Source organism: Lysinibacillus sp. BSL11, assembly GCF_052928325.1.
The window spans coordinates 198,802-221,147 of sequence record NZ_JAVGCX010000006.1; the positions used below are offsets into that span (position 1 = coordinate 198,802).

General features: G+C 36.0%; 24 protein-coding genes. 3 read left to right on the plus strand and 21 right to left on the minus strand.

Annotated features, from left to right (window positions below):
• Positions 1-47: 47 nt before the first annotated feature.
• On the minus strand, positions 48-1,508 hold the full coding sequence (locus RCJ95_RS09230) for a peptidoglycan DD-metalloendopeptidase family protein (protein ID WP_221682463.1): 1,461 nt from the start codon (positions 1,506-1,508) through the stop codon (positions 48-50).
• A 401-nt stretch (positions 1,509-1,909) separates the two neighbouring features.
• Between RCJ95_RS09230 and RCJ95_RS09235 the strand changes: the two genes are divergently transcribed.
• Positions 1,910-2,749, plus strand: coding sequence for a YitT family protein (locus RCJ95_RS09235; RefSeq protein WP_255601677.1), 840 nt, complete (start codon positions 1,910-1,912; stop codon positions 2,747-2,749).
• A 44-nt stretch (positions 2,750-2,793) separates the two neighbouring features.
• Here RCJ95_RS09235 and RCJ95_RS09240 read toward each other — a convergent pair whose 3' ends face one another.
• The 11 genes from RCJ95_RS09240 to rpsF all read right to left on the minus strand — a co-directional run bounded on the left by RCJ95_RS09240 (position 2,794) and on the right by rpsF (position 13,036).
• Positions 2,794-4,083 carry an adenylosuccinate synthase gene (locus tag RCJ95_RS09240; RefSeq protein ID WP_004233375.1) on the minus strand — a complete coding sequence of 430 codons (1,290 nt, stop codon included), beginning with the start codon at positions 4,081-4,083 and terminating at the stop codon, positions 2,794-2,796.
• A 244-nt stretch (positions 4,084-4,327) separates the two neighbouring features.
• The gene (gene dnaB, locus RCJ95_RS09245) at positions 4,328-5,689 is read right to left on the minus strand and encodes a replicative DNA helicase (RefSeq protein ID WP_004233370.1); all 1,362 of its coding nucleotides are present in this window, start codon (positions 5,687-5,689) and stop codon (positions 4,328-4,330) included.
• Positions 5,690-5,702: 13 nt separating this feature from the next.
• Positions 5,703-6,149: a 50S ribosomal protein L9 gene (gene rplI / locus RCJ95_RS09250; RefSeq protein WP_004233368.1), complete on the minus strand. Its 447-nt coding sequence runs from the start codon at positions 6,147-6,149 to the stop codon at positions 5,703-5,705.
• A complete protein-coding gene (locus tag RCJ95_RS09255) occupies positions 6,149-8,119 on the minus strand; it encodes a DHH family phosphoesterase (RefSeq protein ID WP_004233367.1) in 1,971 nt (656 codons plus the stop codon). Before RCJ95_RS09255 ends, rplI begins: the two co-directional genes overlap by 1 nt.
• A gap of 13 nt (positions 8,120-8,132) precedes the next feature.
• The gene (locus RCJ95_RS09260) at positions 8,133-9,074 is read right to left on the minus strand and encodes a YybS family protein (RefSeq protein WP_221682465.1); all 942 of its coding nucleotides are present in this window, start codon (positions 9,072-9,074) and stop codon (positions 8,133-8,135) included.
• 461 nt (positions 9,075-9,535) lie between these two features.
• A complete protein-coding gene (locus RCJ95_RS09265; RefSeq protein ID WP_221682466.1) occupies positions 9,536-10,285 on the minus strand; it encodes a hypothetical protein in 750 nt (249 codons plus the stop codon).
• Positions 10,285-10,776: an RNA polymerase sigma factor gene (locus RCJ95_RS09270; protein ID WP_004233363.1), complete on the minus strand. Its 492-nt coding sequence runs from the start codon at positions 10,774-10,776 to the stop codon at positions 10,285-10,287. Before RCJ95_RS09270 ends, RCJ95_RS09265 begins: the two co-directional genes overlap by 1 nt.
• A 279-nt stretch (positions 10,777-11,055) precedes the next feature.
• Positions 11,056-11,439 carry a hypothetical protein gene (locus RCJ95_RS09275; protein ID WP_221682467.1) on the minus strand — a complete coding sequence of 128 codons (384 nt, stop codon included), beginning with the start codon at positions 11,437-11,439 and terminating at the stop codon, positions 11,056-11,058.
• Between the two features lie 423 nt (positions 11,440-11,862).
• On the minus strand, positions 11,863-12,099 hold the full coding sequence (gene rpsR, locus RCJ95_RS09280) for a 30S ribosomal protein S18 (RefSeq protein WP_004233359.1): 237 nt from the start codon (positions 12,097-12,099) through the stop codon (positions 11,863-11,865).
• Positions 12,100-12,138: 39 nt separating this feature from the next.
• Positions 12,139-12,705 (minus strand): single-stranded DNA-binding protein, encoded by a 567-nt coding sequence (ssb, locus tag RCJ95_RS09285; RefSeq protein WP_054548816.1) that lies wholly within the window; start codon positions 12,703-12,705, stop codon positions 12,139-12,141.
• A 43-nt stretch (positions 12,706-12,748) separates the two neighbouring features.
• The gene (gene rpsF / locus RCJ95_RS09290) at positions 12,749-13,036 is read right to left on the minus strand and encodes a 30S ribosomal protein S6 (RefSeq protein ID WP_016992320.1); all 288 of its coding nucleotides are present in this window, start codon (positions 13,034-13,036) and stop codon (positions 12,749-12,751) included.
• 176 nt (positions 13,037-13,212) lie between these two features.
• On the opposite strand from rpsF, the gene RCJ95_RS09295 reads away from it, so the two are divergent.
• A complete protein-coding gene (locus RCJ95_RS09295) occupies positions 13,213-13,782 on the plus strand; it encodes a DUF3267 domain-containing protein (RefSeq protein WP_221682468.1) in 570 nt (189 codons plus the stop codon).
• Positions 13,783-13,849: 67 nt separating this feature from the next.
• On the opposite strand, the gene RCJ95_RS09300 is transcribed toward RCJ95_RS09295, so the two are convergent.
• The 4 genes from RCJ95_RS09300 to RCJ95_RS09315 all read right to left on the minus strand — a co-directional run bounded on the left by RCJ95_RS09300 (position 13,850) and on the right by RCJ95_RS09315 (position 17,248).
• A complete protein-coding gene (locus RCJ95_RS09300) occupies positions 13,850-14,890 on the minus strand; it encodes an acyl-CoA dehydrogenase (protein WP_221682469.1) in 1,041 nt (346 codons plus the stop codon).
• Positions 14,891-14,975: 85 nt separating this feature from the next.
• Entirely contained in the window at positions 14,976-16,076 is a 1,101-nt protein-coding gene (ychF, locus tag RCJ95_RS09305) for a redox-regulated ATPase YchF (protein WP_016994923.1), read from the minus strand.
• Between the two features lie 97 nt (positions 16,077-16,173).
• The gene (locus RCJ95_RS09310) at positions 16,174-16,374 is read right to left on the minus strand and encodes a DUF951 domain-containing protein (protein WP_103119043.1); all 201 of its coding nucleotides are present in this window, start codon (positions 16,372-16,374) and stop codon (positions 16,174-16,176) included.
• A 1-nt stretch (position 16,375) separates the two neighbouring features.
• Positions 16,376-17,248 (minus strand): mechanosensitive ion channel family protein, encoded by an 873-nt coding sequence (locus RCJ95_RS09315; protein WP_274771079.1) that lies wholly within the window; start codon positions 17,246-17,248, stop codon positions 16,376-16,378.
• 91 nt (positions 17,249-17,339) lie between these two features.
• Here RCJ95_RS09315 and yyaC point away from each other — a divergent pair, with 91 nt between their 5' ends.
• Positions 17,340-17,972, plus strand: coding sequence for a spore protease YyaC (gene yyaC, locus RCJ95_RS09320; protein WP_274771081.1), 633 nt, complete (start codon positions 17,340-17,342; stop codon positions 17,970-17,972).
• Here yyaC and RCJ95_RS09325 read toward each other — a convergent pair.
• From RCJ95_RS09325 to rsmG, 5 genes are all read right to left on the minus strand, one after another.
• Positions 17,892-18,605: a DUF554 domain-containing protein gene (locus tag RCJ95_RS09325; protein ID WP_274771083.1), complete on the minus strand. Its 714-nt coding sequence runs from the start codon at positions 18,603-18,605 to the stop codon at positions 17,892-17,894. The genes yyaC and RCJ95_RS09325 overlap by 81 nt on opposite strands.
• Before the next feature lie 78 nt (positions 18,606-18,683).
• Entirely contained in the window at positions 18,684-19,532 is an 849-nt protein-coding gene (locus tag RCJ95_RS09330) for a ParB/RepB/Spo0J family partition protein (RefSeq protein ID WP_036077940.1), read from the minus strand.
• Positions 19,525-20,286: a ParA family protein gene (locus tag RCJ95_RS09335; RefSeq protein ID WP_004233325.1), complete on the minus strand. Its 762-nt coding sequence runs from the start codon at positions 20,284-20,286 to the stop codon at positions 19,525-19,527. The genes RCJ95_RS09330 and RCJ95_RS09335 overlap by 8 nt, the downstream gene beginning before the upstream one ends.
• 223 nt (positions 20,287-20,509) lie before the next feature.
• A complete protein-coding gene (gene noc / locus RCJ95_RS09340) occupies positions 20,510-21,409 on the minus strand; it encodes a nucleoid occlusion protein (RefSeq protein WP_004233323.1) in 900 nt (299 codons plus the stop codon).
• 179 nt (positions 21,410-21,588) lie between these two features.
• Entirely contained in the window at positions 21,589-22,305 is a 717-nt protein-coding gene (gene rsmG / locus RCJ95_RS09345) for a 16S rRNA (guanine(527)-N(7))-methyltransferase RsmG (protein WP_004233322.1), read from the minus strand.
• Between the last annotated feature and the right edge of the window lie 41 nt (positions 22,306-22,346).

Here is a 22,346-nt window from a genome sequence, read left to right on the forward strand (position 1 = left end):
TAGAAAAAGACAGTCCATTATTCGGACTGCCTTCTATTCAACATGTTTTATCGGCCTACATAAGATAACGGATTTTCTAATGAACCGTTCTTTTCAACTTCAAAGTGCAAATGTGTACCTGTCGAATTTCCAGTGGAACCCATAATACCAATCACAGAACCTTTTTCCACTACTTGTCCGACTTCAACATTAATTGAAGATAAATGTCCATAAAGTGTTGTAAAACCATTATTATGATTAATAACAATACGATTACCATAGGTGCCAGAAGTGCCAGCAGCAACCACTACACCATTATCAGCAGCCAAAATATTATAGTTACTTGGTCGAGCGATATCAATACCACGATGGAAGGCTCCCCAACGTTCACCCATACCACTTGAAATATAGCCCCCGACTGCTGGCCATGCAAATTCTCCAGTTCCACGTGAAGAAATAACCTTTGTACCAACTACTTCAATTTCATCTACTGGTTGTTGAAGTATTTTTTCCTCTAAGGCAACTTTTGATGTCTGTGTACCATTTTCAGATGTTAATGCATAAGTTGTTTCTTTTTTTCCATTAACACCTTCTTGCTTGATGACCTTTTCACCTTTATACATTGTAGGATCTTCTTCAATTACTTTTTTAAACGGAATGACTTCCGCAACTTTCTTTTCCTTTTTTACTTCAAGTGTCACAAATGGCTTTGCCACAGTAACATTTAATTCTTGTCCAATTTGTAAAACTGTATCTACTGTGATATCCGGATTGAGAGCTAGTAGTTCACTTGTTGTTAAATTATGTTTTTTAGCAACTGACCCTAACACATCTCCTGATTCAATTTTGTATGTTTCTTGCTCAAGATAACCTGTCATTAAAAACTTCACGGCTTGCTCAGGTGATAATATATCAGTGGGTGTCACTTTTTGTGATAACCCTGAAACGCCTTGTTTAAAAGAAACATTTAGAAGTCTAGACTCACCATCTTTTAATTCTGGTAGATTATTGCTAGCTTGGCGTTTTGATAAGTTATCTAATTCTTGCTGGGAAACATATTGTAGCTTTAACATTTGAACAGTTTTCTCATAAGCTTCTGTATTCTTTAGTGATACTACTGGTTTGTGATTTACTAATAATGTAAAGGCATCTGATTTGGCCACTAAAGATTGCTTAAGTTTTGATAATGTTTCTGCATCTTTTGTTTCGTTTGTAAATACTTGTTCTGGGATTATTTTAACAGCTGAGCTAGCATCAATGGATAAACCTTTGAATTGCTGACTTGCCACTTTTTCTTTTGATGCAATTATTTCTTGAATTGCTTTCTCATCAGATACTGCACCAATATATTCATTCCCCACATAGACGTGGTAAATTTTATTTAAGTTTTCTTTGTTATATTCCTTAGCAAATCCCATGTTAATCGTTAGGCTTGTCATTAAAACTACAACGATTGAAGCCTTTTTAAAAGAAGAAAAATTGTAGGTGAATCTATTGTTTTCTTCTTTTCTCTTCCAAAACGAATTCATCAATAAAGCCCCTTCCAACTTTACCCTACTGTAGGATGATTTACCCACAAGGATTTTTTGCACCCCTATAATGTACCATAAAGAAAATGACGTTTGAACGATTTAACTCTTTTGTAATGTAAATGTATTATTTATCTACTTATTGTTACATAGAATATATTTTATATAGTTTATAAATACTGTAATTTTATTCATATATTGGTTCTCAAAATTAATTTAACTATCATCGTTATACTATTCTAAAATTTTTTTCAAGGGAATTTTGACTTAATACTTTTTACTTTTTTAATATTCCGATAAAATATATATAGAAGGTACACTATTTGATTGGAGCGATTAAATTGAGTGATTCACAAACCGCTGATATCACAACAAAAGTGTTGAGATCTCAGAAAAATAGCATGCGAAAAGTTTTTGCAAGAATTATTATGGTTTCGCTAGGCGCGATTATAATGGCATTGGGCTTGGAACTGTTTTTAGTACCCAACCACATTATGGATGGTGGCATCGTAGGTGTTTCCATTATCACATCTCACTTATTAAAATTACCCCTTGGTATTTTCATCTTCATTTTAAACTTACCTTTTATTTTTTTAGGCTATAAACAAATTGGTAAAACCTTTGCATTGTCCACAGGTCTAGGTATTACCGTACTCTCTTTTTCAACACTTGCCTTACATAATATCCATCCATTTACGGAAGACACATTATTGGCAACAGTCTTTGGAGGAATGATTTTAGGAGTTGGTGTCGGTATTGTCATTCGTTATGGAGGTTCATTGGATGGAACTGAAATACTAGCTATTTTAGCAAATAGCAAGACACCTTTTTCAGTTGGAGAAATCATCATGTTCTTCAATATCATTATTTTTACGGTGGCAGGATTTATTTTTAATTGGGAGCAAGCCATGTACTCCATCATTGCATACTATATTGCCTATAAAATGATTGATATTGTTATTCAAGGATTGGAAGAATCAAAATCTGTTTATATCATAAGTGATGAAATTGATGAAATTGGACAAACGATTATGGATCGACTTGGTCGTGGTGTTACTTTCCTTCACGGAGAGGGAGCTTATACGGGGAATGACAAGAAAGTCATATTTACCGTTATAACTCGTTTAGAAGAATCTAAATTGAAAACAATCGTCGCTGAAATAGATGACAATGCTTTTCTAGCCATCGGTAATATCGCCGAGGTAAAAGGTGGTCGCTTTAAGAAGAAAGATATTCACTAAAAAAGGGCATGCCGCATTTGGCACGCCCTTTTCATTTTATTTCATTATGCTTCCCAAACATCCACTAACACGTTTGTTTGCTCACGTGCAGGTCCAACAGAGAAAGTAGCAATTTGAATGCCTGTTAGTTCGCTGATACGCTCCACATAGCGGCGTGCATTTTCAGGTAGCTCTTCTAAAGTTCTGCAGCTTGTTACATCCTCAGACCAGCCTGGAAGCTCCTCATAAATTGGCTCACATTGTTCAATAATATGAAGATTTGCTGGATACTCTGTGATTGTTTCACCTTTATAGTTATAGGCTGTACAAATTTTTACTGTTTCTAAGCCCGATAAAACATCGATAGAGTTAAGAGCAAGATGAGTAATGCCACTTACACGGCGTGAGTGACGAACAACGACTGTGTCGAACCAGCCTACACGACGTGGACGACCTGTTGTTGTACCGTATTCGCGACCAACCTCACGAATTTGTTGACCTACTTCATCAAACAATTCTGTTGGGAATGGTCCATCTCCTACTCGAGATGTATAGGCCTTAGATACACCAATAACACTTGTTACGCGTGATGGCCCAACACCTGCACCAATCGCTACTCCTCCAGCTACAGGATTTGAAGATGTTACATATGGATACGTACCTTGATCGACATCAAGTAAAATTCCTTGTGCACCTTCGAATAGCACTTTACCGCCCTCATCAAGGACATCGTTCAAAATTTTAGATGTGTCCGTAACATACTTGGCAATTTCTTGTCCGTAACCATAGTATTCCTCAAAAATTTCTTCGAATGTTACGCCTTCAACTTCATAGAATTTCTCAAATAACTTATTTTTAATGGCTAAATTATGACGTAGTTTTTCCTCAAAGATTTCCTTATCAAGTAAGTCAGCCATACGAATCCCAATACGTGCTACTTTATCTTGATAACAAGGTCCAATACCTTTACAAGTTGTGCCGATTTTATTGTCTCCACGACTTTCTTCATCCGCAATATCTTGTTTAATATGATAAGGCAAAATCACATGCGCACGATTAGAAATACGTAGATTATCTGTATTAATACCACGCTCTTGTAAACCTTTAAGCTCTGTTACTAATGATTTGGGATTCACAACTAATCCATTACCAATTACTGAAGTTTTATCTTTATAGAAGATCCCTGATGGAATTAAATGTAATTTATAAGTTTCACCATCAATTTTAATGGTATGTCCTGCATTATCTCCACCGGCAAAACGAGCGATGGCATCGGCTTTGTGCGAAAGGAAATCTGTAATTTTACCTTTTCCTTCGTCTCCCCACTGTGTTCCTACAACTACTACTGATGTCATAATCAGCACCTCCGTTAGATACCTTTGTATCTCAATTTTCAAGCCTCAATTATTGTAACAATGATAGAAACAACTCGTCAATAAAAAATAGTGAAAAAACACGAACATAAAATCAAAAAATCTGATTCAACGTTCGTGTTTAATAACAGAATGGTATGAATATTATCGAACATTCAGATTAAATTATTCTAAGGGTAATATTTCATTCCTAATAGGCAACTTATCTGAATGACGAGTAACTTGACTAATCACGTGGCGGTGGAGGTGGCATTTGTGACCAATCCACATTAATGAATTTATTGAATTCTTTTTTAAAGGCCAATGTAACGGTTCCTGTTGGACCATTACGTTGTTTCGCAATGATAATTTCGATCATATTTTTATTCTCAGATTCTTTATCGTAATAATCATCACGGTATAAAAACGCAACAATATCAGCATCTTGCTCAATACTTCCCGATTCACGTAAGTCACTCATCATTGGCCGTTTATCTTGTCGTTGCTCAACACCACGAGATAACTGTGATAACGCAATAACAGGTACCTTTAATTCACGGGCTAATCCCTTTAAGGAACGGGAAATCTCTGATACCTCTTGCTGACGGTTTTCTCCTGGCTTGCCGCTCCCCTGAATCAACTGTAAATAATCAATTAAGATCATTCCTAGTCCATTCTCCTGAGCTAAACGACGACATTTCGCACGGATTTCATTGATACGTACACCTGGAGTATCATCAATAAAAATCCCTGAATTCGATAAACTACCCATTGCCATAGTTAGTTTACCCCAATCTTCCGTAGTTAAAGCACCTGTACGTAAAACTTGTGCATCTATATTTCCTTCTGCACAAAGCATACGCATGACCAGTTGCTCTGCACCCATCTCTAAAGAAAAGATTGCAACATTTTCACGAGCTTGTACAGCAACACTTTGCGCAACATTCAATGCAAAGGCGGTTTTCCCTACAGATGGACGAGCAGCAACAATGATTAAATCGTTGCGTTGAAAGCCAGCAGTAATGTTATCTAAATCACGGAAGCCAGTCGGGATACCCGTTACTTCTCCCTTTTGTGATTGAAGTTGCTCAATATTATCGAAAGTTTCCACTAGCACATCTTTAACATGCTTAAAGTCACCTGCATTCTTTCGATTGGCAACCTCCATCATTTTCTTCTCTGCCTCGCCTAATAATGCCTCTACTTCGTCTTCACGTGTATAGCCGTCCTCGACAATTTTCGTAGCCACTCGAATCAATCGACGTAAGAGGGCCTTTTCCTCAACGATTTTGGCATAATGAGCGACATTGGCAGCTGTAGGGACAGCATTGGCGAGCTCTAGTAAATAAGAAAGCCCGCCAACGTCCTCAATCTCTTTTTTAGCTGATAATTCTTCTGTAACTGTTACAACATCTATCGCTTTTCCTTGATCACTTAAGCGCAACATCGTTTCGAAAATTTTCTTATGGGCATTTAAATAAAAATCATCTGCCAATAAAATTTCTGATGCTGTTATTAATGCCTGTGGCTCAAGGAAGATAGCACCGATAACCGATTGCTCCGCCTCCCGGTTATGCGGTGGAACGCGGTCCATCATCGGTTCACTCATGGATTGTCGCTCCTTATTCTTCCGTTACATGTACTTTTAACGTTGCTGATACTTCATGATGTAGTTTTACAGGAACATTTGTAAAACCAAGTGAACGAATCCCATCAGGTAAAGTCATTTTACGTTTGTCAATTTTAATGCCGTGCACTTTTTGTAATGCATCAGCAATTTGCTTTGTAGATACTGAGCCAAATAAGCGGCCACCATCACCTGATTTTGCTTTTAGCTCAACTGTTAGTGCTTCTACTTTTTCCTTTAGTGCTTGTGCTTCAGCTAATTCAGCAGCAGCATTTTTTGCCTCTAATTTCTTTTGCCCCTCTATTTGGCTTAAAGCTTGCGCATTTGCTTCCGCTGCATAGCCATTCTTGATTAAGAAATTTTGTGCATAGCCATCAGCTACGTTTTTAATTTCACCTTTTTTCCCTTTTCCTTTAACGTCTTTTAAAAATACTACTTTCATTAGTCAGAACTCCCTTCAAAGACCTCATTTATGGCCTCTTCTAAATGTTTTTTCACACCATCGATGGATTTAGCATCTATTTGGCAGGCAGCATTCGTTAAATGTCCACCGCCGCCAAGCCTCTCCATAATTAGCTGTACATTGACCTCGCCAAGTGATCGTGCACTTATACCAATTTTGCCATCTGCCCGATGTGCAATGACAAAGGATGCACTAACATCCTTCATCGTTAGTAAAATATCGGCAGTTTGCGCAATTAAGACAGAGTCATACACTTTTGATTCCTCACCTACAGCAACAGCTACTCCTGGTTTTACGAACTTAACTGTTTGCACAATCTTGGAGCGCTCTATATATGTGTCCACGTCCTCCTTCAAGAGACGTTGGACTAATACTGTATCTGCTCCATTTGTTCGTAAATAAGAAGCTGCTTCAAATGTACGTGCTCCTGTTCGAAGTGTAAAGCTTTTGGTATCAACGATAATACCCGCTAGTAATGCAGTAGCTTCTAGCATATTAATTTTTGCACGCTTCGGCTGATATTCTAGTAACTCTGTCACTAGCTCAGCTGTGGACGACGCATATGGCTCCATATAAACGAGTGTAGGATTCTCGATAAAGTCCTCACTTCGACGATGATGGTCGATTACAACCACCTTTTCAGCTAATTTCAATAGGTGTGCATCAATTACTAAATTCGGCTTGTGTGTATCAACAATAACGAGCAACGATTTCTCAGTCATTTTACCAGCGGCTTCCTCCGGTGTAAGGAAATTTTCATAGAAATCTGATTTACTCTCTATTTCATTCATTAACCGTGTAACGCTACCATTTAATTCATCAAAATTGATAATGACATAACCCTTTACATCATTCATTTGTGCCATTTTCCGTACACCTACAGAAGCACCAATGGAGTCCATGTCAGGATTTTTATGTCCCATAACAAACACTTGATCACTGTCTTGAATTAAATCGCGTAATGCATGTGAAATAACGCGCGCTCTAACACGTGTACGTTTTTCGACTGGATTTGTTTTTCCACCATAGAATTTAAGTTTTCCAGTAGGTTGCTTTATCGCCACTTGGTCTCCACCCCGTCCTAATACAAGATCAAGACTGGATTGTGCCAACTCACCAAGCTCCACTAATGAGGATGATCCAGCTCCTACACCAATACTTAATGTTAATGATAAATTCTTTTGAGCTGTTTTTTCTCGAATGGTATCTAATATAGCAAATTTTTTCTTTTCTAGCTCCGTTAAAATGGATTCATTTAATACTGCTAAGAAACGATCTGATGATATTCGTTTGACAAATACACCATGCTCTGCAGCCCATTCATTGACAATTGAAGTAACCATTGTGTTGGTTAAACTACGTGGTTGATCGTCCATGGCTTGCGTGATTTCATCGTAATTATCGACAAACAATATAGCGATTACTGTACGGTCTGCATAGTATTGCTTTTCAATGGCAATCTGTTCAGTTATATCAAAGAAATACAGTAGTCGTTCCTCTTTTTTATAATAAACACGATATTTCCGATCACGTAGTGTAATCGTCGCCTCATTAGTCTCCTCGGTCTTCATTAATACATAGATGTCATCAGATATATTTACAATACCTTCTCCAACTAATGATTCCATATTTAAAATGCCTTGCATATATGGATTAGACCATTCGATTTCGTACTGCTCATTAACCAGCAGTATCCCAATTGGCATTTCAAGTAGTGCCTCTTCCCCTACTTTTTTCATACGGAAGGAGATAGATTCAATGTGCTTTTCTGTTTCCTCAAAAGCTATCTTCTCTACCTTCCATGTGTAGGCCATCAGTAAAACAAAACCTACACCATAACCGATACCTATCCCGATATTCCAAATACATAGAAGCACGAACGTCACAGTTCCAAATATGGAAAGAACAAAAAGCGGATAGCGAATTGGTCGTTTTCTAAAAGTCCCCATTACAATCAGCCCCTTATTCTTTAGTCTTCCCCTTTACAAGTGAACGTACGTCAAAACCTAAATCAACAATACCGAGTAAGATCATAAAGGATGATAGTGGAATGGCTAACAAAGTAGCTACCCATTTAACTCCGTTTGGCATCCCTTTTCTAGAGATAAAATAATGGATAAAAGATATTCCCTGTAGAATAAGTAACAACCATAAAATATAAGAAACATTTAATACAATGATATCTAACGTAGAACCAGCCTCAGGACGCATGAATAAATTAATGCATAACACAATCATGTAATACCATAAAATAGAGCGTGGTAATCGCATATTTTGGAACGGAGCAAATTTTGGAACATCTACCCCTAGTCGTTTTAGAGCTGGTAAATTGACTGTAATAATAATAAATGCAGCAAAAAATGCTGAAATTGTTATTGTTGCAGGCATAGTCAGTTCAATTGTTTTAAACATTGCCTCAAGCTGTTCTGGATTTATGGCTACTTGACCTGTTACATTCTTCGCAAATTCATTAGATTGCTCATAATTTTTACGTGCCATCTCTAAACTCATGCTTATGAAGTCAATTCCTGAAAGCTTTACATAGGCAATATAAACGATTGCCATCGAGAGGAGATTAGCAATCCCCGTGGACATAAATAAATAAAGCTTACTCTTCTTCAAATAAATAGCGTTACCCATAACGACACCTATTAACCCTAAAATAAAGGCAAATGGCAGCATGGATATTCCGCTCGTTATAGTGGTTAGGATACAGCCTACTATTGCTACGAGTATTGATGTGGAACGCTTGTAATTTGCGCTATACCAAGCAATCGGTAGTGGAGCGAATAATAAAGCTACTATAAAGATGAATGGTACATATGCAGAAATTAGCATTAAAATTGTAAAAAGTGCAACCATCATTGAGCCTTGTACAAGCGCTTTTGTTTGATTATTCGGCATTGAAAACCTTCCTTTTTTTCAGTCAAACTTACTACCCTTTATTGTACCATTTTTTCATAGTATTGAACAAAAATCACTTAGATCACTATGTACATTGTCATTATTTTTTCAATTTTAATTCAGGCCTTTACCTAAGTGGCTGGTAATTCTCTTTTAACCATAACAAAAAACCAGCATACTCGATACGAATATCGTAATATGCTGGTATTCAAAATTGATGTAAGGTCAGTTACCTTAACGTCATCAATCTTATTTATCTTCTGCTACGAATGGAAGTAATCCCATGATACTAACTAATTTAACTAAATTCAACATAAATTCCGTACCCAACAATACTACCAAGAGTAATAAGTATCCTCGTCAATGTTTGGTTTCTAATCTATCCTGTAGATTTTTCTACTAGTTCTTCTTTTCTCCAGTTAACTTAGTTCTTTGTACAGTAGTATTACATCTCGATTATTTTAATTAAGCTTTAATGAAATAGAATTTGATTTTAAAGAATTTGATTCTTGAGTTACAGCAATATCTTGTTGTTCAGAGCTTCCATCTGTATATTTTACAATGACTTTGATTATTATGTCGTCATCTATTACCAAATTGCCATCATGAGGAATTGCAATTGAATATTGATATTTATCCTGTTCATTATACTCAACTGTATAGGTATTTCCAATTTCCTTTGTACCGTTGTATATATCTGAACCAGGCGAACTTCCAATCATAAATATCTTTTCTGATAATAACCAGTCTTTGTCTGCATATTCTTTAGCTGTAAGTGTAACATCCTCTATAAACTTGCCTTTGCTAATGGTATAAGTGACTGAGTCGATATGTTCTCCACTTATATTTAGCATAAGCTTTGTAAAGATTAAATTACCTACATCTCCAGTTATATCAGTTGTACTACCTCTAGCTTCAGTTGATAATTTAAAAGTAGCTTTATCTGATGAAAGTTTGGTATTTGGCTGATTCCCATCATCACTCAATGCATAAGCTGTGATTGTAAAATTTGCGACTTGAAAGTTTCCATTATTATTGAAAAACGGAATACCTATCATAATTAACAATAGGAATCCAAATGCACAAGCTACAGAAATCCGCCTTTTAAAATTTTTCTTTTCTATAATATTGCAATTCTTTTTCACACGATTTTTCATAGTTTTTGGCATTTCAATAGTATTAACAGCTTCTTTAATCTTATCAAAGTTCATCATTCATTCTCCTTTCGATATTTTTCTCGAATAAGCTCTCTTCCACGTTGTAATCGCTTTTTAACTGCTGAAGTAGTAATGCCAAGTATTTTTGTTATTTCATCTACTTTATAGCCCTCTACATAATAAAGTAACAAGACAATCTTATGTTTATTTGGCAATCTCATAAGATGTTCAATTAAACCATAGTTTTCATCATCCTTACAATATAGTTGTAAATCATTGATATCCATATGTTTACGAATAATATTGTACCTTCTCATATTCTTGCAGCGATTTGTAGCAATAGTAATCAACCATGCTTTCTCATGTTCTGAATCGTTAAATGGTGGAGATTTAGTTAGATAGGTAATAAAAGTGTCTTGTACGACATCCTCTGCATCATTCTCATTGCATAGAATAACAAGACACATTCTAAAAAGCATATTTCCATATTTATCAACAATTCGTTCTATATCTAGTTCGTTCGACCAAACTAATTGTTGCAACATCCATCAACTCCTTTCACTTATAACACACATGAAGTTACCATTTGGTGACATTTTAAATAAAATAATTTTAGAAAATAATCTTACCTAAAAACTAATCGATGCAAAAAAATTGGAAAAATATTTTCCAATAGTCTTCTATCCGAATCTAATCTTATTATATTGTGTAATTAGAATGTCATTTTAGGTACCTATCGTTGATACTTTGCTATATCTATCGTTCTCTTAAATAAAACAAGCCCACCAAATAGGTGAGCTTGAAATAATTTTACATTTGATAATTTATTCAACCCAAGCAGAAACTGTTCCCCTGTAATATCCTCTCCAAGTGCCATTTGTAAGTTTTTCTGTTTTGTAAAGATTTATCCAACCCTTATACCAATATGATCCACTGAATGCTTCATAATAATAGGTTGCTGGTACATTGCTGTGAGTTGAATAAGTTTGAGGAGAAGGGATATCCACGTCCTTATAAAGATAGAAACCGAAAGGAGAGATTGAGTCATCTGGATAATCATCTCCTGCTAAAGATAGATTTACTTCCCCAACAATATTAGTTTCAAATTTCTCGCTTTGAACAACTTCTGCGGCATTAGTTGAACTAGTAGATGCAAAAAACATAAGTACAACAAGCATCATTGCTGCCAATTTACTTAATTTAAACATAATTTCCACTTACCCCTTAATTTGTAATTTGCACAACTATAATATATATGATAACGGTTTTTTCGTCAACGATAATTCTGAATTTTCTGAGTTATAAGGAAATAAAAACACGCCTGTTTAAGGGAAAAAGGAAACTATCTTGAAAACAATAAATAACAAATCTATGCATGAATTGACATATATTCTAGGGGGTAAATATATGTTAATGATTAGATAAAAATCATTGAGTTGCGTATGCAGCTCTTTTTTTCTTATTGAACTAACCTGGTGCTTTAGTTCAATAACGATCTTCAACAATCGTGCACGATTGTTGAATAATCCTAACTTTCCTTTATAGCAACAATATTTGAGAAACAGTATAAATAAAAAAAAGCACCACAAAGGTTATGAAAACCTTGTTGTGCTTTTATTAATAAATAAATTTTATTTATCTTCTGCTACGAATGGAAGTAATCCCATGATACGAGATACTTTGATAGCTGAAGTTAATTTACGTTGGTACTTAGCGCTAGTGCCAGTTACGCGACGTGGTAAAATTTTACCGCGCTCAGAGATGAATTTTTTTAATAAATCTACATCTTTGTAGTCGATGTGCGTAATATTGTTTGAAGTGAAGTAGCAAACTTTACGGCGTTTGCGGCCTCCGCGACGTGGTGCCATAGTGTGTCTCCTCCTTATCTTTTTTATCATTTAGAAGCATTAGAATGGAAGATCATCCTCAGATACTTCTATTGGCCCTTTGCTATTCGCAAATGGATCCTCATCTACACGTGTATAATTCGGCTGATTCATAGGTGGTTGATTTTGCTGATACGAATCGCCGCCATAGGAACCCTGCCCTGGCATAGCGCCACTAAACTGTTGTTGTGGTTGACCACCGCCATATGACGGTTGGTTATTACCGTAAGTTTGTCCACCATATTGAGGAGCAGGAGCACCGCTACCATTACGGGGTTCTAAAAACTGTACGCTATCCGCCACGACATCTGTTGTGTATACTCGCTTACCATCTTGTCCTTCATAACTGCCTGTCTGGATACGACCTTCTACCCCAATTAAACTTCCTTTTCGCATGAAGTTCGCTAGGTTTTCAGCCTGTTTACGCCAAGCAACACAGCTAATGAAATCAGCTTCGCGTTCACCTTGTTGATTTGAGAATGCACGGTTTACAGCTACTGTAAATCTTGTAGACGCAACTCCATTCGGTGTATAACGTAGCTCAGGATCTTTTGTTAGTCTTCCAACTAATACGACACGGTTAATCATCAGAATACAACCTCCTTTTCAGCGTTTTGTAAAAAATTAATTATTAAGCTTCTTCGCGAACTGCAATGTGGCGAATGATGTCTTCGCTGATGTTAGCAAGACGTGTATACTCGTTGATTGCATCTGAAGTAGCGTTTACTTTTACGATTTGGTAGTAACCTTCGCGGAAGTCTTGAATTTCATAAGCTAAGCGGCGTTTGCCCCACTCTTTTGATTCGATGACTTCTGCACCGTTAGAAGTTAACATTTCGTTGAAACGTTCAACTAAAGCTTTCTTCGCTTCGTCTTCAATGTTCGGACGTACGATGTACATTAATTCGTATTTTCTCATCTGTTTACACCTCCTTATGGACTTAGGCTCTCCTAATTAAGGGAGCAAGGAGCAAGTAATTAATTATTACTCACATCAATGAATTGTAACATATAGGTACATGTCTTTCAAGTCACAAACTAATAATTCGTTATATAATGGCAGTATATTTCATTATCTATGAAAGGAGTGCCTTCATGTTAACCAACGATAAGGAGCCTATCGTTATCGAATTAGATTTAAAGAAGTTAATGATCGACAATTTTGTGATTACAAGTGGTCTTGTCATATTATTTATTGCCATTCAATATATTTGCTTTAAAGATTTCCATTTTTCTTTTTGGAAGATGATTGGTGGCACAGCACTATTTGTTGTGCTGTATATAATTTTTATTATCCTACACGAGGCTTGTCATTTAATTGGCTTTATGATTTTTGGCAGAGTTCCCTTTAAAGCTTTAAAATATGGCATAAATTTAGAGCAAGGTATTGCCTATGCAACTACTGAGCAACCTCTCCCCAACCATGCTATGAAAAAAGCTTTATTACTGCCATTCTGGACGACTGGAGTACTTCCAACCATTGTTGGGTTTTATCTTAACAGTACTGTTTTAATATTGATAGGGGCGGTGTTAATAGCTGGAGCTGTAGGCGATTTTGCCATGTATAAAGAGCTACGTAAATATCCACGTAATGCTATCGTACAGGATGATCCTAAATTACCAAAGCTGTATGTTTATCTATTGCAGGAAAAGGATCATCATTAAAATAAGACTACATAATTAAATAGAATCTGTAGATTAGAAATGAACAACTACAGATTCTATTTATACTTTAAGGAGTTAAAAATCCATGCTGGGCTGCTGTATATAAATTTCTCCAAATACGGTTAATCGTAGATGTTTCTGTAATAGCATCCATACCAAGACAGCGTATTAAATTATTCGCTATCTCTAAGCAAGCAGCAGCTATATCCTTAGCCAATTGAGTAAATTGTGATAATTCCTCTTCCGTTAATTGTTCACCTTTTTGATGCTGTTGCCAAAAGACAGATAATGTTGCATAAAACTGTTCCTCGCATTGCTTGAAACGTTTATGCTGCTGCATCCATAAAAATTGGAAGGCTCCAATTCGCTCAGTTCTGCTTCCATCATGATTTCGTTGCTTCATTAAAGCAAAAGCTTCTTCTAAAAAATTCTCTGTCATCCCAAGACAAACGCCTAAAAAAGAAGCCTGTGCAAAAGTGGTAAATGGAAAGCTATGTACTGAATTGCCATAATCATTTCTGATGACCCCTAATTGAAAAGTAGCTTCCTGTGGCACCCAAACATTGTTTACACGGATTGTATGACTAGCTGTTGCCTTTAAACCCATTGCAGACCAATCATTTAAAATCTCTACATCATGTGGATTTACTGAGCAGCTAATAATTTTTTCGGTTTTGATACCATCTTCTTCAATTAAACAATTCATCGTAAATGTTGAAGCATAGTTAGAACCACTGCAATACTTCCATTGCCCTGTTACATAATAGCCACCAATTGTTTTTACAGCTATCCCTGTTGGATATCCACTACCTGCTATAACTGCTTCTTTAGGAGAATAGATTTTTTCACAAATTTCCTTATTGAATGTTGGAATAAATGCGTTTCCACCTGTACCAATAGTAATGAGCCATCCGAAATTGCCATCAAGCGCAGACATCTGCTGAAATATCTTTACACCTTCTACTAAATCTAAATCCTTACCACCTAATTCTCTTGGAGTGAACAATTTGAATAATCGTTGTTCATAAATATAATCTAAGACATCTTGTGGTAGCATCCCCAGTTGCTCAAACTCTAAACCACGTTCCTTAATTTGCACAGGATTCATTCATAAGTCGCCTCCATACATTAAAAATTCTGATAACTAAGCAATCGAAAAAGGGCAACCATTTTAGATTGCCCTTGTAAGTTTTTTATACATTAAAGCGGAATAACATAATATCGCCATCTTGTACTTCATATTCTTTACCTTCAAGACGTACTTTACCAGCTTCCTTAGCCGCTGCTTGCGAACCTGCCTCAAGAAGATCATCATATGCCACTGTTTCTGCACGAATAAAGCCGCGCTCAAAGTCAGTATGAATAATACCTGCACATTGAGGTGCCTTCATTCCTTTACGGAACGTCCAGGCACGTACCTCTTGTACACCTGCAGTGAAGTAAGTAGCTAGTCCTAATAAGTCATAAGAAGTACGAATTAGTTGATCTAAACCAGATTCTTTAATTCCTAATTCTTCTAAGAACATAGCTTTTTCTTCATCATCTAACTCAGAAATTTCTTCTTCGATTTTTGCACAAATAGTAATGACCTGTGCACCTTCAGCGGATGCATACTCACGTACTTTTTTCACATACTCGTTGTTGTCTGCATCTGCTACTTCATCTTCTGAAACGTTTGCTACATAAAGCATTGGTTTAATTGTTAGCAGATGAAGACCTTTAATTACCTTTAATTCATCATCTGATAGCTCAGCTGCTCTAGCTGGTTTACCGTTTTCTAGTTGCTCTTTAATTTTCAGAAGCACTGGCTCCTCTATCATAGCCTCTTTATCTTTTTGTTTCGCCATTTTGCTAACTCGTTGTAAACGTTTATCCACAGATTCTAAGTCAGCTAGTGCAAGCTCTAGATTAATCACTTCAATATCGTCAATTGGATCTACTGCACCAGAAACGTGAGTAATGTTTTCGTCTACAAAACAACGTACTACTTGACAAATTGCGTCTACTTCACGAATATGAGCTAGGAACTTATTTCCTAATCCTTCACCCTTAGAAGCACCTTTAACAATTCCAGCGATATCTGTAAATTCAAATGCAGTTGGCACAGTTTTTTTCGGTACCACTAATTCTGTTAATTTATCTAAACGTGCATCAGGTACTTCAACTATACCAACGTTTGGATCGATCGTTGCGAATGGATAGTTTGCAGCCAATGCACCCGCTTTTGTTATTGCGTTAAATAATGTTGATTTCCCCACGTTAGGTAAACCAACGATTCCAGCTGTTAATGCCATGGATGGACACAACCTTTCTATACTCAGTTCAAATTTTCTCTCATATAACCTTATCTATTATATTGATTCACTCAGAAAAAGTCTAATATGCCTGATGTTACAACTCTTCCGCAGAAAATAAAACCTTTTTCATTTTTTTCTCAAATTCACGACGTGGAATCATGACACTATGCTGACATCCTTCGCATTTGATACGTACATCCGCCCCCATACGAATAATTTTCCATTTGTTGGTGCCGCATGGATGTTGTTTTTTCATTTCAACAATATCATTTAAACCAAATTTTTTTGCCTCCATCTTACACACTTCTCCCCTCATCTTTGCCATAGAACATCATTTTTGGATAGACCATTGGTATATTATTTTCTTCAAAGAGTTTCGTAATATCGCGGCGTATGGTACGTGCTACTCCATATTGTTGCTGCGGTAATGTTTCAGCAACTATACGAATGGTTACTTCTGTCCCTTTAACATTTTGCACACCTAGAAATACTGGAGCTGCAATTAATTCTTTATGCATCTTAGGCAATGTCTCTAAATACTTATTAATAATCCCTTCTGCTTTCTCAAAGTCAGCATCCGTAGCCATTTGTAAATCTATAAAAATTTTAGAGTTGTTAACAGAATAATTGACGACTTCGCCTATGGCACCATTGGGAATGATGAACTGTTCACCAGTAGCACCATTAATTTTTGTTGTGCGTAAGCCAATTTCTACAACTGTACCTTCTGCAGCATTTATTTTTATATAATCACCTACACCAAACTGGTCTTCAAAAATAATAAAGAATCCAGTAATAACATCCTTTACTAAGCTTTGAGCACCAAAACCTATTGCTAAACCAACAATTCCTGCACCCGCTAATAAACCTGCTACCTTAATATTTAAGGAAGAAAGTATACCAATGATTGCAGAGAAATAAACGACATAGGAAATCACGCTTTGTAATAATCTTGAAATTGTTCGTTGGCGTCGGTCTGAGTGGCTCAATGGTGAACGCATACGGATTAAAAATACTTTTTTAATAAATTTTTTACCTAATTTTACAGCTATCCACGATACTAATAGAATGAGCAAAATTTCTATAGATGCATCAATAACTTGTTCCCAAAGATCCTCAGATGTGAGCTTGTCCCAGTATTTTTCCATTAACTTTTTATTCTTTTCCATCATTACCACCTCTTGAATAACTTGCTAAAAATTTGCGTATACTGCATAAAAATTGAGCACTTCTAAAAATAAAAAGAAAGTGAGTTTTTTTATGAATACTATACCAAATTTGTTACTACCTTATTCCCTTCATCATGAGAGTAAAAATGCTGTTTGGCAATTAAGTACATTATTTTTAGAACATATACCGTTTCATCATGAAAGACTAATTTTTTGTTGTATTGGCAGTGACCGATGTACAGGTGATACCCTTGGGCCATTAACTGGTAGCTTTTTAAAAAAATCTGTTAGCTTTCCTTATGAAATTGTAGGTTCCTTAGAAGATCCTTTACATGCTCTAAACCTACATTCTACAATGCAACAGCTACACAATCATACTACAAAACCATTCATTATTGCGATTGATGCCTGTCTCGGCAGTGAGCAAAATGTTGGTCATATTTCAGTTCAAAGTGGACCCATCTTCCCTGGAAAAGCTGTAAAAAAAGAATTACCTCCAATTGGAGACATTTCCGTGAAAGGAATCGTCAATATTGGAGGCTTTATGGAAATGCTTGTTTTACAAAATACCAGACTTCATATTTCTTATGCAATGGCTGAAAAGCTTTCACGAGCATTATTACTGGCTGCTCATCGTTATTCACTAAAAAATGTAGAAGATAGCCACCATAACACCAACAATGACGATACCTGGCAGCAAGTTAGCAGCTTTGATCTTAGCTAAGCCTGCAATGTTTAACCCTATTGCCATAATCATAACCCCGCCAACAGCCGTCATTTCTGTAATGAACATTTGTAGTGCGGCATCAGGGATAAAGGAACTTATAACACCTGCAAAAAGAGCTATTAATCCTTGATAAACAAAGACAGGTACAGCGGATAGCAGTACACCTATACCTAAAGTAGATGCTAGAATAATGGATGTAAATCCATCTATTAATCCTTTTGTAATGAGTACATTATGATCATTACGAAGACCACTATCAAGAGCACCTATAACAGCCATTGATCCTACAACAAAAATTAGTGAGGCAGTTACAAAGCCCTCTGCTATGCTAATTTGATTTTGGTCATCCCGTTTTGTACGAAATAAACTCTCTACCCATTTACCAAGACGATTCATTTGTTTATCTAAATCTAACCACTCACCTATTACTGTACCTACCACTAAACTTACTACCAATATAATAAAATTATCACTTTCAAAGCCCATTTTTATCCCTAATAATGTGACGGCTAAACCAATAATAGAAAGGACCGTAGATTTCATAGATTCAGGGATATTTTTAAAAATCCGCCCTACTAATGATCCTGCTATAATTAACACAGCATTTATCAATGCCCCTAGTAATACCACACTTAAGCCTTCTTTCTCTCTAAAAAATAGAGAGCGCCTATTTGCTTGGCGCTCTGATTAAGTTATAGAAATATTATTTTATTCTTCCTGTATGTTTAATATTTCCAATATACGTTCTAAATCATCTTCAGAATAAAATTCAATTTCTATTTTCCCTTTATTATTTGTTTTCTTTATTTGAACATTTGTTCCAAAGTAGTCTCGTAATTGTGACTCTTTTGCAGTTACAAAGATATCTTTTTTCTTAGGAGGAATTGTTTCACGTGAAACTTCTTCATTTAAGTTTTGCACTAATAATTCAACTTGACGTACATTCAATCCTAGATTTATTACCTTATTAGCCACTTCTGATATTCTTCTTTTATTTTTTAAGCCGAGTAATGCCCGTCCCTGCCCCATCGATAAAGTTCCATCATTCATCAATTTACGTACATCTTCTGGTAATGCCAGTAGCCGAACATGATTGGCAATATGTGGTCTACTTTTTCCTAATCGCTTCGATAACTCTTCCTGTGTTAAATGTAAGTTTTCCATTAAACTCTGGTAGGCTTCTGCTTCTTCAATTACAGTTAAATCCTCACGTTGGAGGTTTTCTAAAATAGCTAGCTCCATCATTTGTGCATCAGATAGCTCTTTTATAATGACAGGAATCACCTCGAGGCCAGCTAATAGGCAAGCTCTGTAACGACGCTCCCCCGCAACAATTTCAAACTTGCGTGCTTTTTTACGCACGGCAATTGGCTGCAAAATTCCATGTTCTTTAATAGAATCAGCTAATTCTTGTAAACTTTCTTCATCGAAAATTTTACGAGGCTGAAATGGGTTCGCAACAATTAAATCTAATTGGATTTCTTCCACTTGACCACTGTGTTCTAGAGACTCTCCTGGAAATAATGCCCCAATACCCTTTCCTAGACCTTTAGCCATTTTTAATCACTTCCCTCGCCATCTCTAAATAAACTTCTGCACCTCTAGATTTTGCATCATAAGTGATGATTGGTTGACCATGACTTGGTGCCTCACTTAATCGCACATTACGAGGAATTATTGTTTTATATACTTTATCTTGGAAATACTTTTTCACTTCATCAATAACTTGCAAGCCTAAGTTTGTGCGTGCATCTAGCATTGTTAATAAAACGCCATCGATGTAAAGCTGTTGATTTAAATGCTTTTGAACGAGGCGAACTGTTGATAGTAATTGACTTAACCCTTCCAATGCATAATATTCACATTGTACAGGAATAATGAGCGCATCTGAAGCTGTTAACGCATTGATTGTTAAAAGCCCTAAAGATGGTGGACAGTCAATAATTATATAATCGAAATCCTCTTTCACATTTTGTAATGCATGTTTTAAACGTACTTCTCTGGAAATAGTTGAAACCAATTCAATTTCTGCACCTGCAAGTGAGATTGTTGCTGGCACGATAGATAAATTTTCTACATTTGTTTTTTGAATGACATTTTGAACATCTTCATCATCAATGAGCACATCATAAATGCAACCCTGTATTTCTCCTTTATTAATACCAAGTCCACTTGTTGTATTCCCCTGCGGATCAGTATCAATTAAAAGCACTTTCTTACCTAAGTATGCTAGGCAAGCGCTCAAATTGACCGAAGTTGTTGTTTTACCTACGCCACCCTTTTGATTGGCGATTGCTATAATTCTACCCATTTAAAAGCACCTGCTTTCATCTATCAAAGTTTACTTTGACAAATCATTTGTAAAATCACTATTTAATCCGCTATCTAACTTTCATTCTATCAAAAAATTTGAAGAGAGTTGTATAAAATATTAAGAATATATACAAAAAAGGAGATATCTCTATTAACCTTCTGAGATATCTCCCTTGTACAGTGATAAATTTGATCACAGATTATTTTTCTAAAATAATTTATTACACTTTTTTCTTTTTAGGAATCTTCACTGTAATTTGATAGTATTCTTCTGTATCTTCTTCTTCAGTTTTCACTGTAATCCCACTTTTTGTTACCATCGTTAATGACTGTTTGATGGTATTCAAAGCAATACGTACATCTTTACTTATAGCTTTACGTTTTGGTTTAGCTTTCTTTGGAATTGATTCTTCCTGCTCATCAGCTACAGGATGTAATATAGCCTGGATTTGCTCCTCTAACTGTCGCACATTCCAATCATTTTCAATTGCTAGCTGTAAAATTTCTAGTTGCAATGGTTGATCTTTAATAGCAATTAATGCACGTGCATGTCGTTCAGATATTTTTCGCTTCAAAATAGCTTGCTGAACTTCATCTGGCAGCCTTAATAAACGTAATTTGTTGGCTACAGTGGATTGTCCTTTTCCAAGTCTTTGGGCAAGAGCTTCCTGTGTTAGCTCATGAAGCTCTAATAATTTTTGATAGGCTACCGCTTCTTCAATTGCAGTTAACTCCTCACGCTGCAAGTTCTCTATTAACGCAATAGATGCTGTTTCCTTATCAGTTAAATTACGTACAATAGCAGGGACCTCTGTCCATTGTAGCTTTTTCATCGCTCGATAACGACGCTCACCAGCGATAATTTCATATTGATTGTCTGATGTTTTACGTACAACAATTGGCTGAATCACACCATGTGTATGAATGGTTCTTGATAATTCTTCAATTTTTTCATCATCAAAAATAGTACGTGGCTGAAAACGGTTAGGTACAATTTGATCAATAGGCAACTTTATGACTTCTTCCGCTGCATGAACCGCCTCTGCTTGTTCTACTTCATTTTTCACAATAGGCTCTGTTTTACTTCCGCCTCCAAAAAAACGTGAAAAAGGACTTTTCATCCAAGTGGCACCACCTTTAAGTAACTATCTTGCTCTGTGTCATTCTATTATTATTTATTATATTTCTTTAAATGTATATAGTTCATAGATGTCTTTTGCGTGAACCATCCATAACTAGTATGTATGCTCAAAATAGAAAAAATATTTTCCACTTTGAGAAGTTTCACATGAAACACTAATTATTGAATCGGTGTTTTATTTGGTACACCTGGCTTACGCGGATATTTTTTCGGTGTTCCTTTTATTTTATCAAATATATATAAAATGCGTTCACTTTCTTCAACAGGTAGCTTGAAAGAAAATTCCTCTCTCAGTTTAACACCTAATGTTGTTAAAGCTTTTTTAGCATCCTTTAATTCTTCTGCCCCAGCTGCGGCTTTTAAAGCAACAAAATATCCCTCTTGTTTCGCTAAAGGTACACATAACTCTGCTAGAACTGATAAACGAGCTACAGCACGTGCTGTTACCACATCAAATTGTTCGCGGTATTTTAAATTTTGACCAAACTCTTCCGCTCGAGCATGTACAAAATGCATATTCTCTAATTGTAACTCATCACTTAAATGATTTAAAAAGGTAATTCTTTTATTTAAGGAGTCGACAATTGTAACTTGTAAATGTGGGAAACAGATTTTTATTGGGATACTTGGGAAACCAGCTCCTGCCCCAACATCACAAACAGTTATGACTTTTGAAAAATCAAAGTAAAATGAAGGACTAATCGAATCGAAGAAATGCTTTAAATACACGCCTTCTAAATCTGTAATGGCAGTTAAATTCATCTTTTCATTCCACTCAACAAGTAATTCAAAATACTTTTTAAATTGAGCAATCTGTATATCAGAAAGTTCGATCCCTTTCTCTTTCAGAGCCTCAATAAATTGTTGTTCGTTCATGTAAAGTCTCCTTTGTTGATCTAGCTATACAACTCCAACTA

What these genes read in the sequence shown, in the direction of transcription:
- yyaC (WP_274771081.1), top strand. Translation starts at nt 17,340, where the DNA reads ATGAATACTATACCAAATTTGTTACTACCTTATTCCCTTCATCATGAG.
- dnaB (WP_004233370.1), bottom strand. Translation starts at nt 5,689, where the DNA reads ATGAGTGAACCGATGATGGACCGCGTTCCACCGCATAACCGGGAGGCG.
- RCJ95_RS09330 (WP_036077940.1), bottom strand. Translation starts at nt 19,532, where the DNA reads ATGGCTAAAGGTCTAGGAAAGGGTATTGGGGCATTATTTCCAGGAGAG.
- RCJ95_RS09310 (WP_103119043.1), bottom strand. Translation starts at nt 16,374, where the DNA reads ATGGAGGCAAAAAAATTTGGTTTAAATGATATTGTTGAAATGAAAAAA.
- RCJ95_RS09235 (WP_255601677.1), top strand. Translation starts at nt 1,910, where the DNA reads ATGCGAAAAGTTTTTGCAAGAATTATTATGGTTTCGCTAGGCGCGATT.
- noc (WP_004233323.1), bottom strand. Translation starts at nt 21,409, where the DNA reads ATGAAAAGTCCTTTTTCACGTTTTTTTGGAGGCGGAAGTAAAACAGAG.
- ssb (WP_054548816.1), bottom strand. Translation starts at nt 12,705, where the DNA reads ATGATTAACCGTGTCGTATTAGTTGGAAGACTAACAAAAGATCCTGAG.
- RCJ95_RS09270 (WP_004233363.1), bottom strand. Translation starts at nt 10,776, where the DNA reads ATGTTGCAACAATTAGTTTGGTCGAACGAACTAGATATAGAACGAATT.
- RCJ95_RS09300 (WP_221682469.1), bottom strand. Translation starts at nt 14,890, where the DNA reads ATGAATCCTGTGCAAATTAAGGAACGTGGTTTAGAGTTTGAGCAACTG.
- RCJ95_RS09240 (WP_004233375.1), bottom strand. Translation starts at nt 4,083, where the DNA reads ATGACATCAGTAGTAGTTGTAGGAACACAGTGGGGAGACGAAGGAAAA.
- rsmG (WP_004233322.1), bottom strand. Translation starts at nt 22,305, where the DNA reads ATGAACGAACAACAATTTATTGAGGCTCTGAAAGAGAAAGGGATCGAA.
- RCJ95_RS09265 (WP_221682466.1), bottom strand. Translation starts at nt 10,285, where the DNA reads ATGAACTTTGATAAGATTAAAGAAGCTGTTAATACTATTGAAATGCCA.
- RCJ95_RS09275 (WP_221682467.1), bottom strand. Translation starts at nt 11,439, where the DNA reads ATGTTTAAATTAAGTAAATTGGCAGCAATGATGCTTGTTGTACTTATG.
- ychF (WP_016994923.1), bottom strand. Translation starts at nt 16,076, where the DNA reads ATGGCATTAACAGCTGGAATCGTTGGTTTACCTAACGTGGGGAAATCA.
- RCJ95_RS09260 (WP_221682465.1), bottom strand. Translation starts at nt 9,074, where the DNA reads ATGCCGAATAATCAAACAAAAGCGCTTGTACAAGGCTCAATGATGGTT.
- RCJ95_RS09295 (WP_221682468.1), top strand. Translation starts at nt 13,213, where the DNA reads ATGTTAACCAACGATAAGGAGCCTATCGTTATCGAATTAGATTTAAAG.
- RCJ95_RS09335 (WP_004233325.1), bottom strand. Translation starts at nt 20,286, where the DNA reads ATGGGTAGAATTATAGCAATCGCCAATCAAAAGGGTGGCGTAGGTAAA.
- rpsF (WP_016992320.1), bottom strand. Translation starts at nt 13,036, where the DNA reads ATGAGAAAATACGAATTAATGTACATCGTACGTCCGAACATTGAAGAC.
- RCJ95_RS09255 (WP_004233367.1), bottom strand. Translation starts at nt 8,119, where the DNA reads ATGGGGACTTTTAGAAAACGACCAATTCGCTATCCGCTTTTTGTTCTT.
- rpsR (WP_004233359.1), bottom strand. Translation starts at nt 12,099, where the DNA reads ATGGCACCACGTCGCGGAGGCCGCAAACGCCGTAAAGTTTGCTACTTC.
- RCJ95_RS09230 (WP_221682463.1), bottom strand. Translation starts at nt 1,508, where the DNA reads ATGAATTCGTTTTGGAAGAGAAAAGAAGAAAACAATAGATTCACCTAC.
- rplI (WP_004233368.1), bottom strand. Translation starts at nt 6,149, where the DNA reads ATGAAAGTAGTATTTTTAAAAGACGTTAAAGGAAAAGGGAAAAAAGGT.
- RCJ95_RS09315 (WP_274771079.1), bottom strand. Translation starts at nt 17,248, where the DNA reads ATGGAAAAGAATAAAAAGTTAATGGAAAAATACTGGGACAAGCTCACA.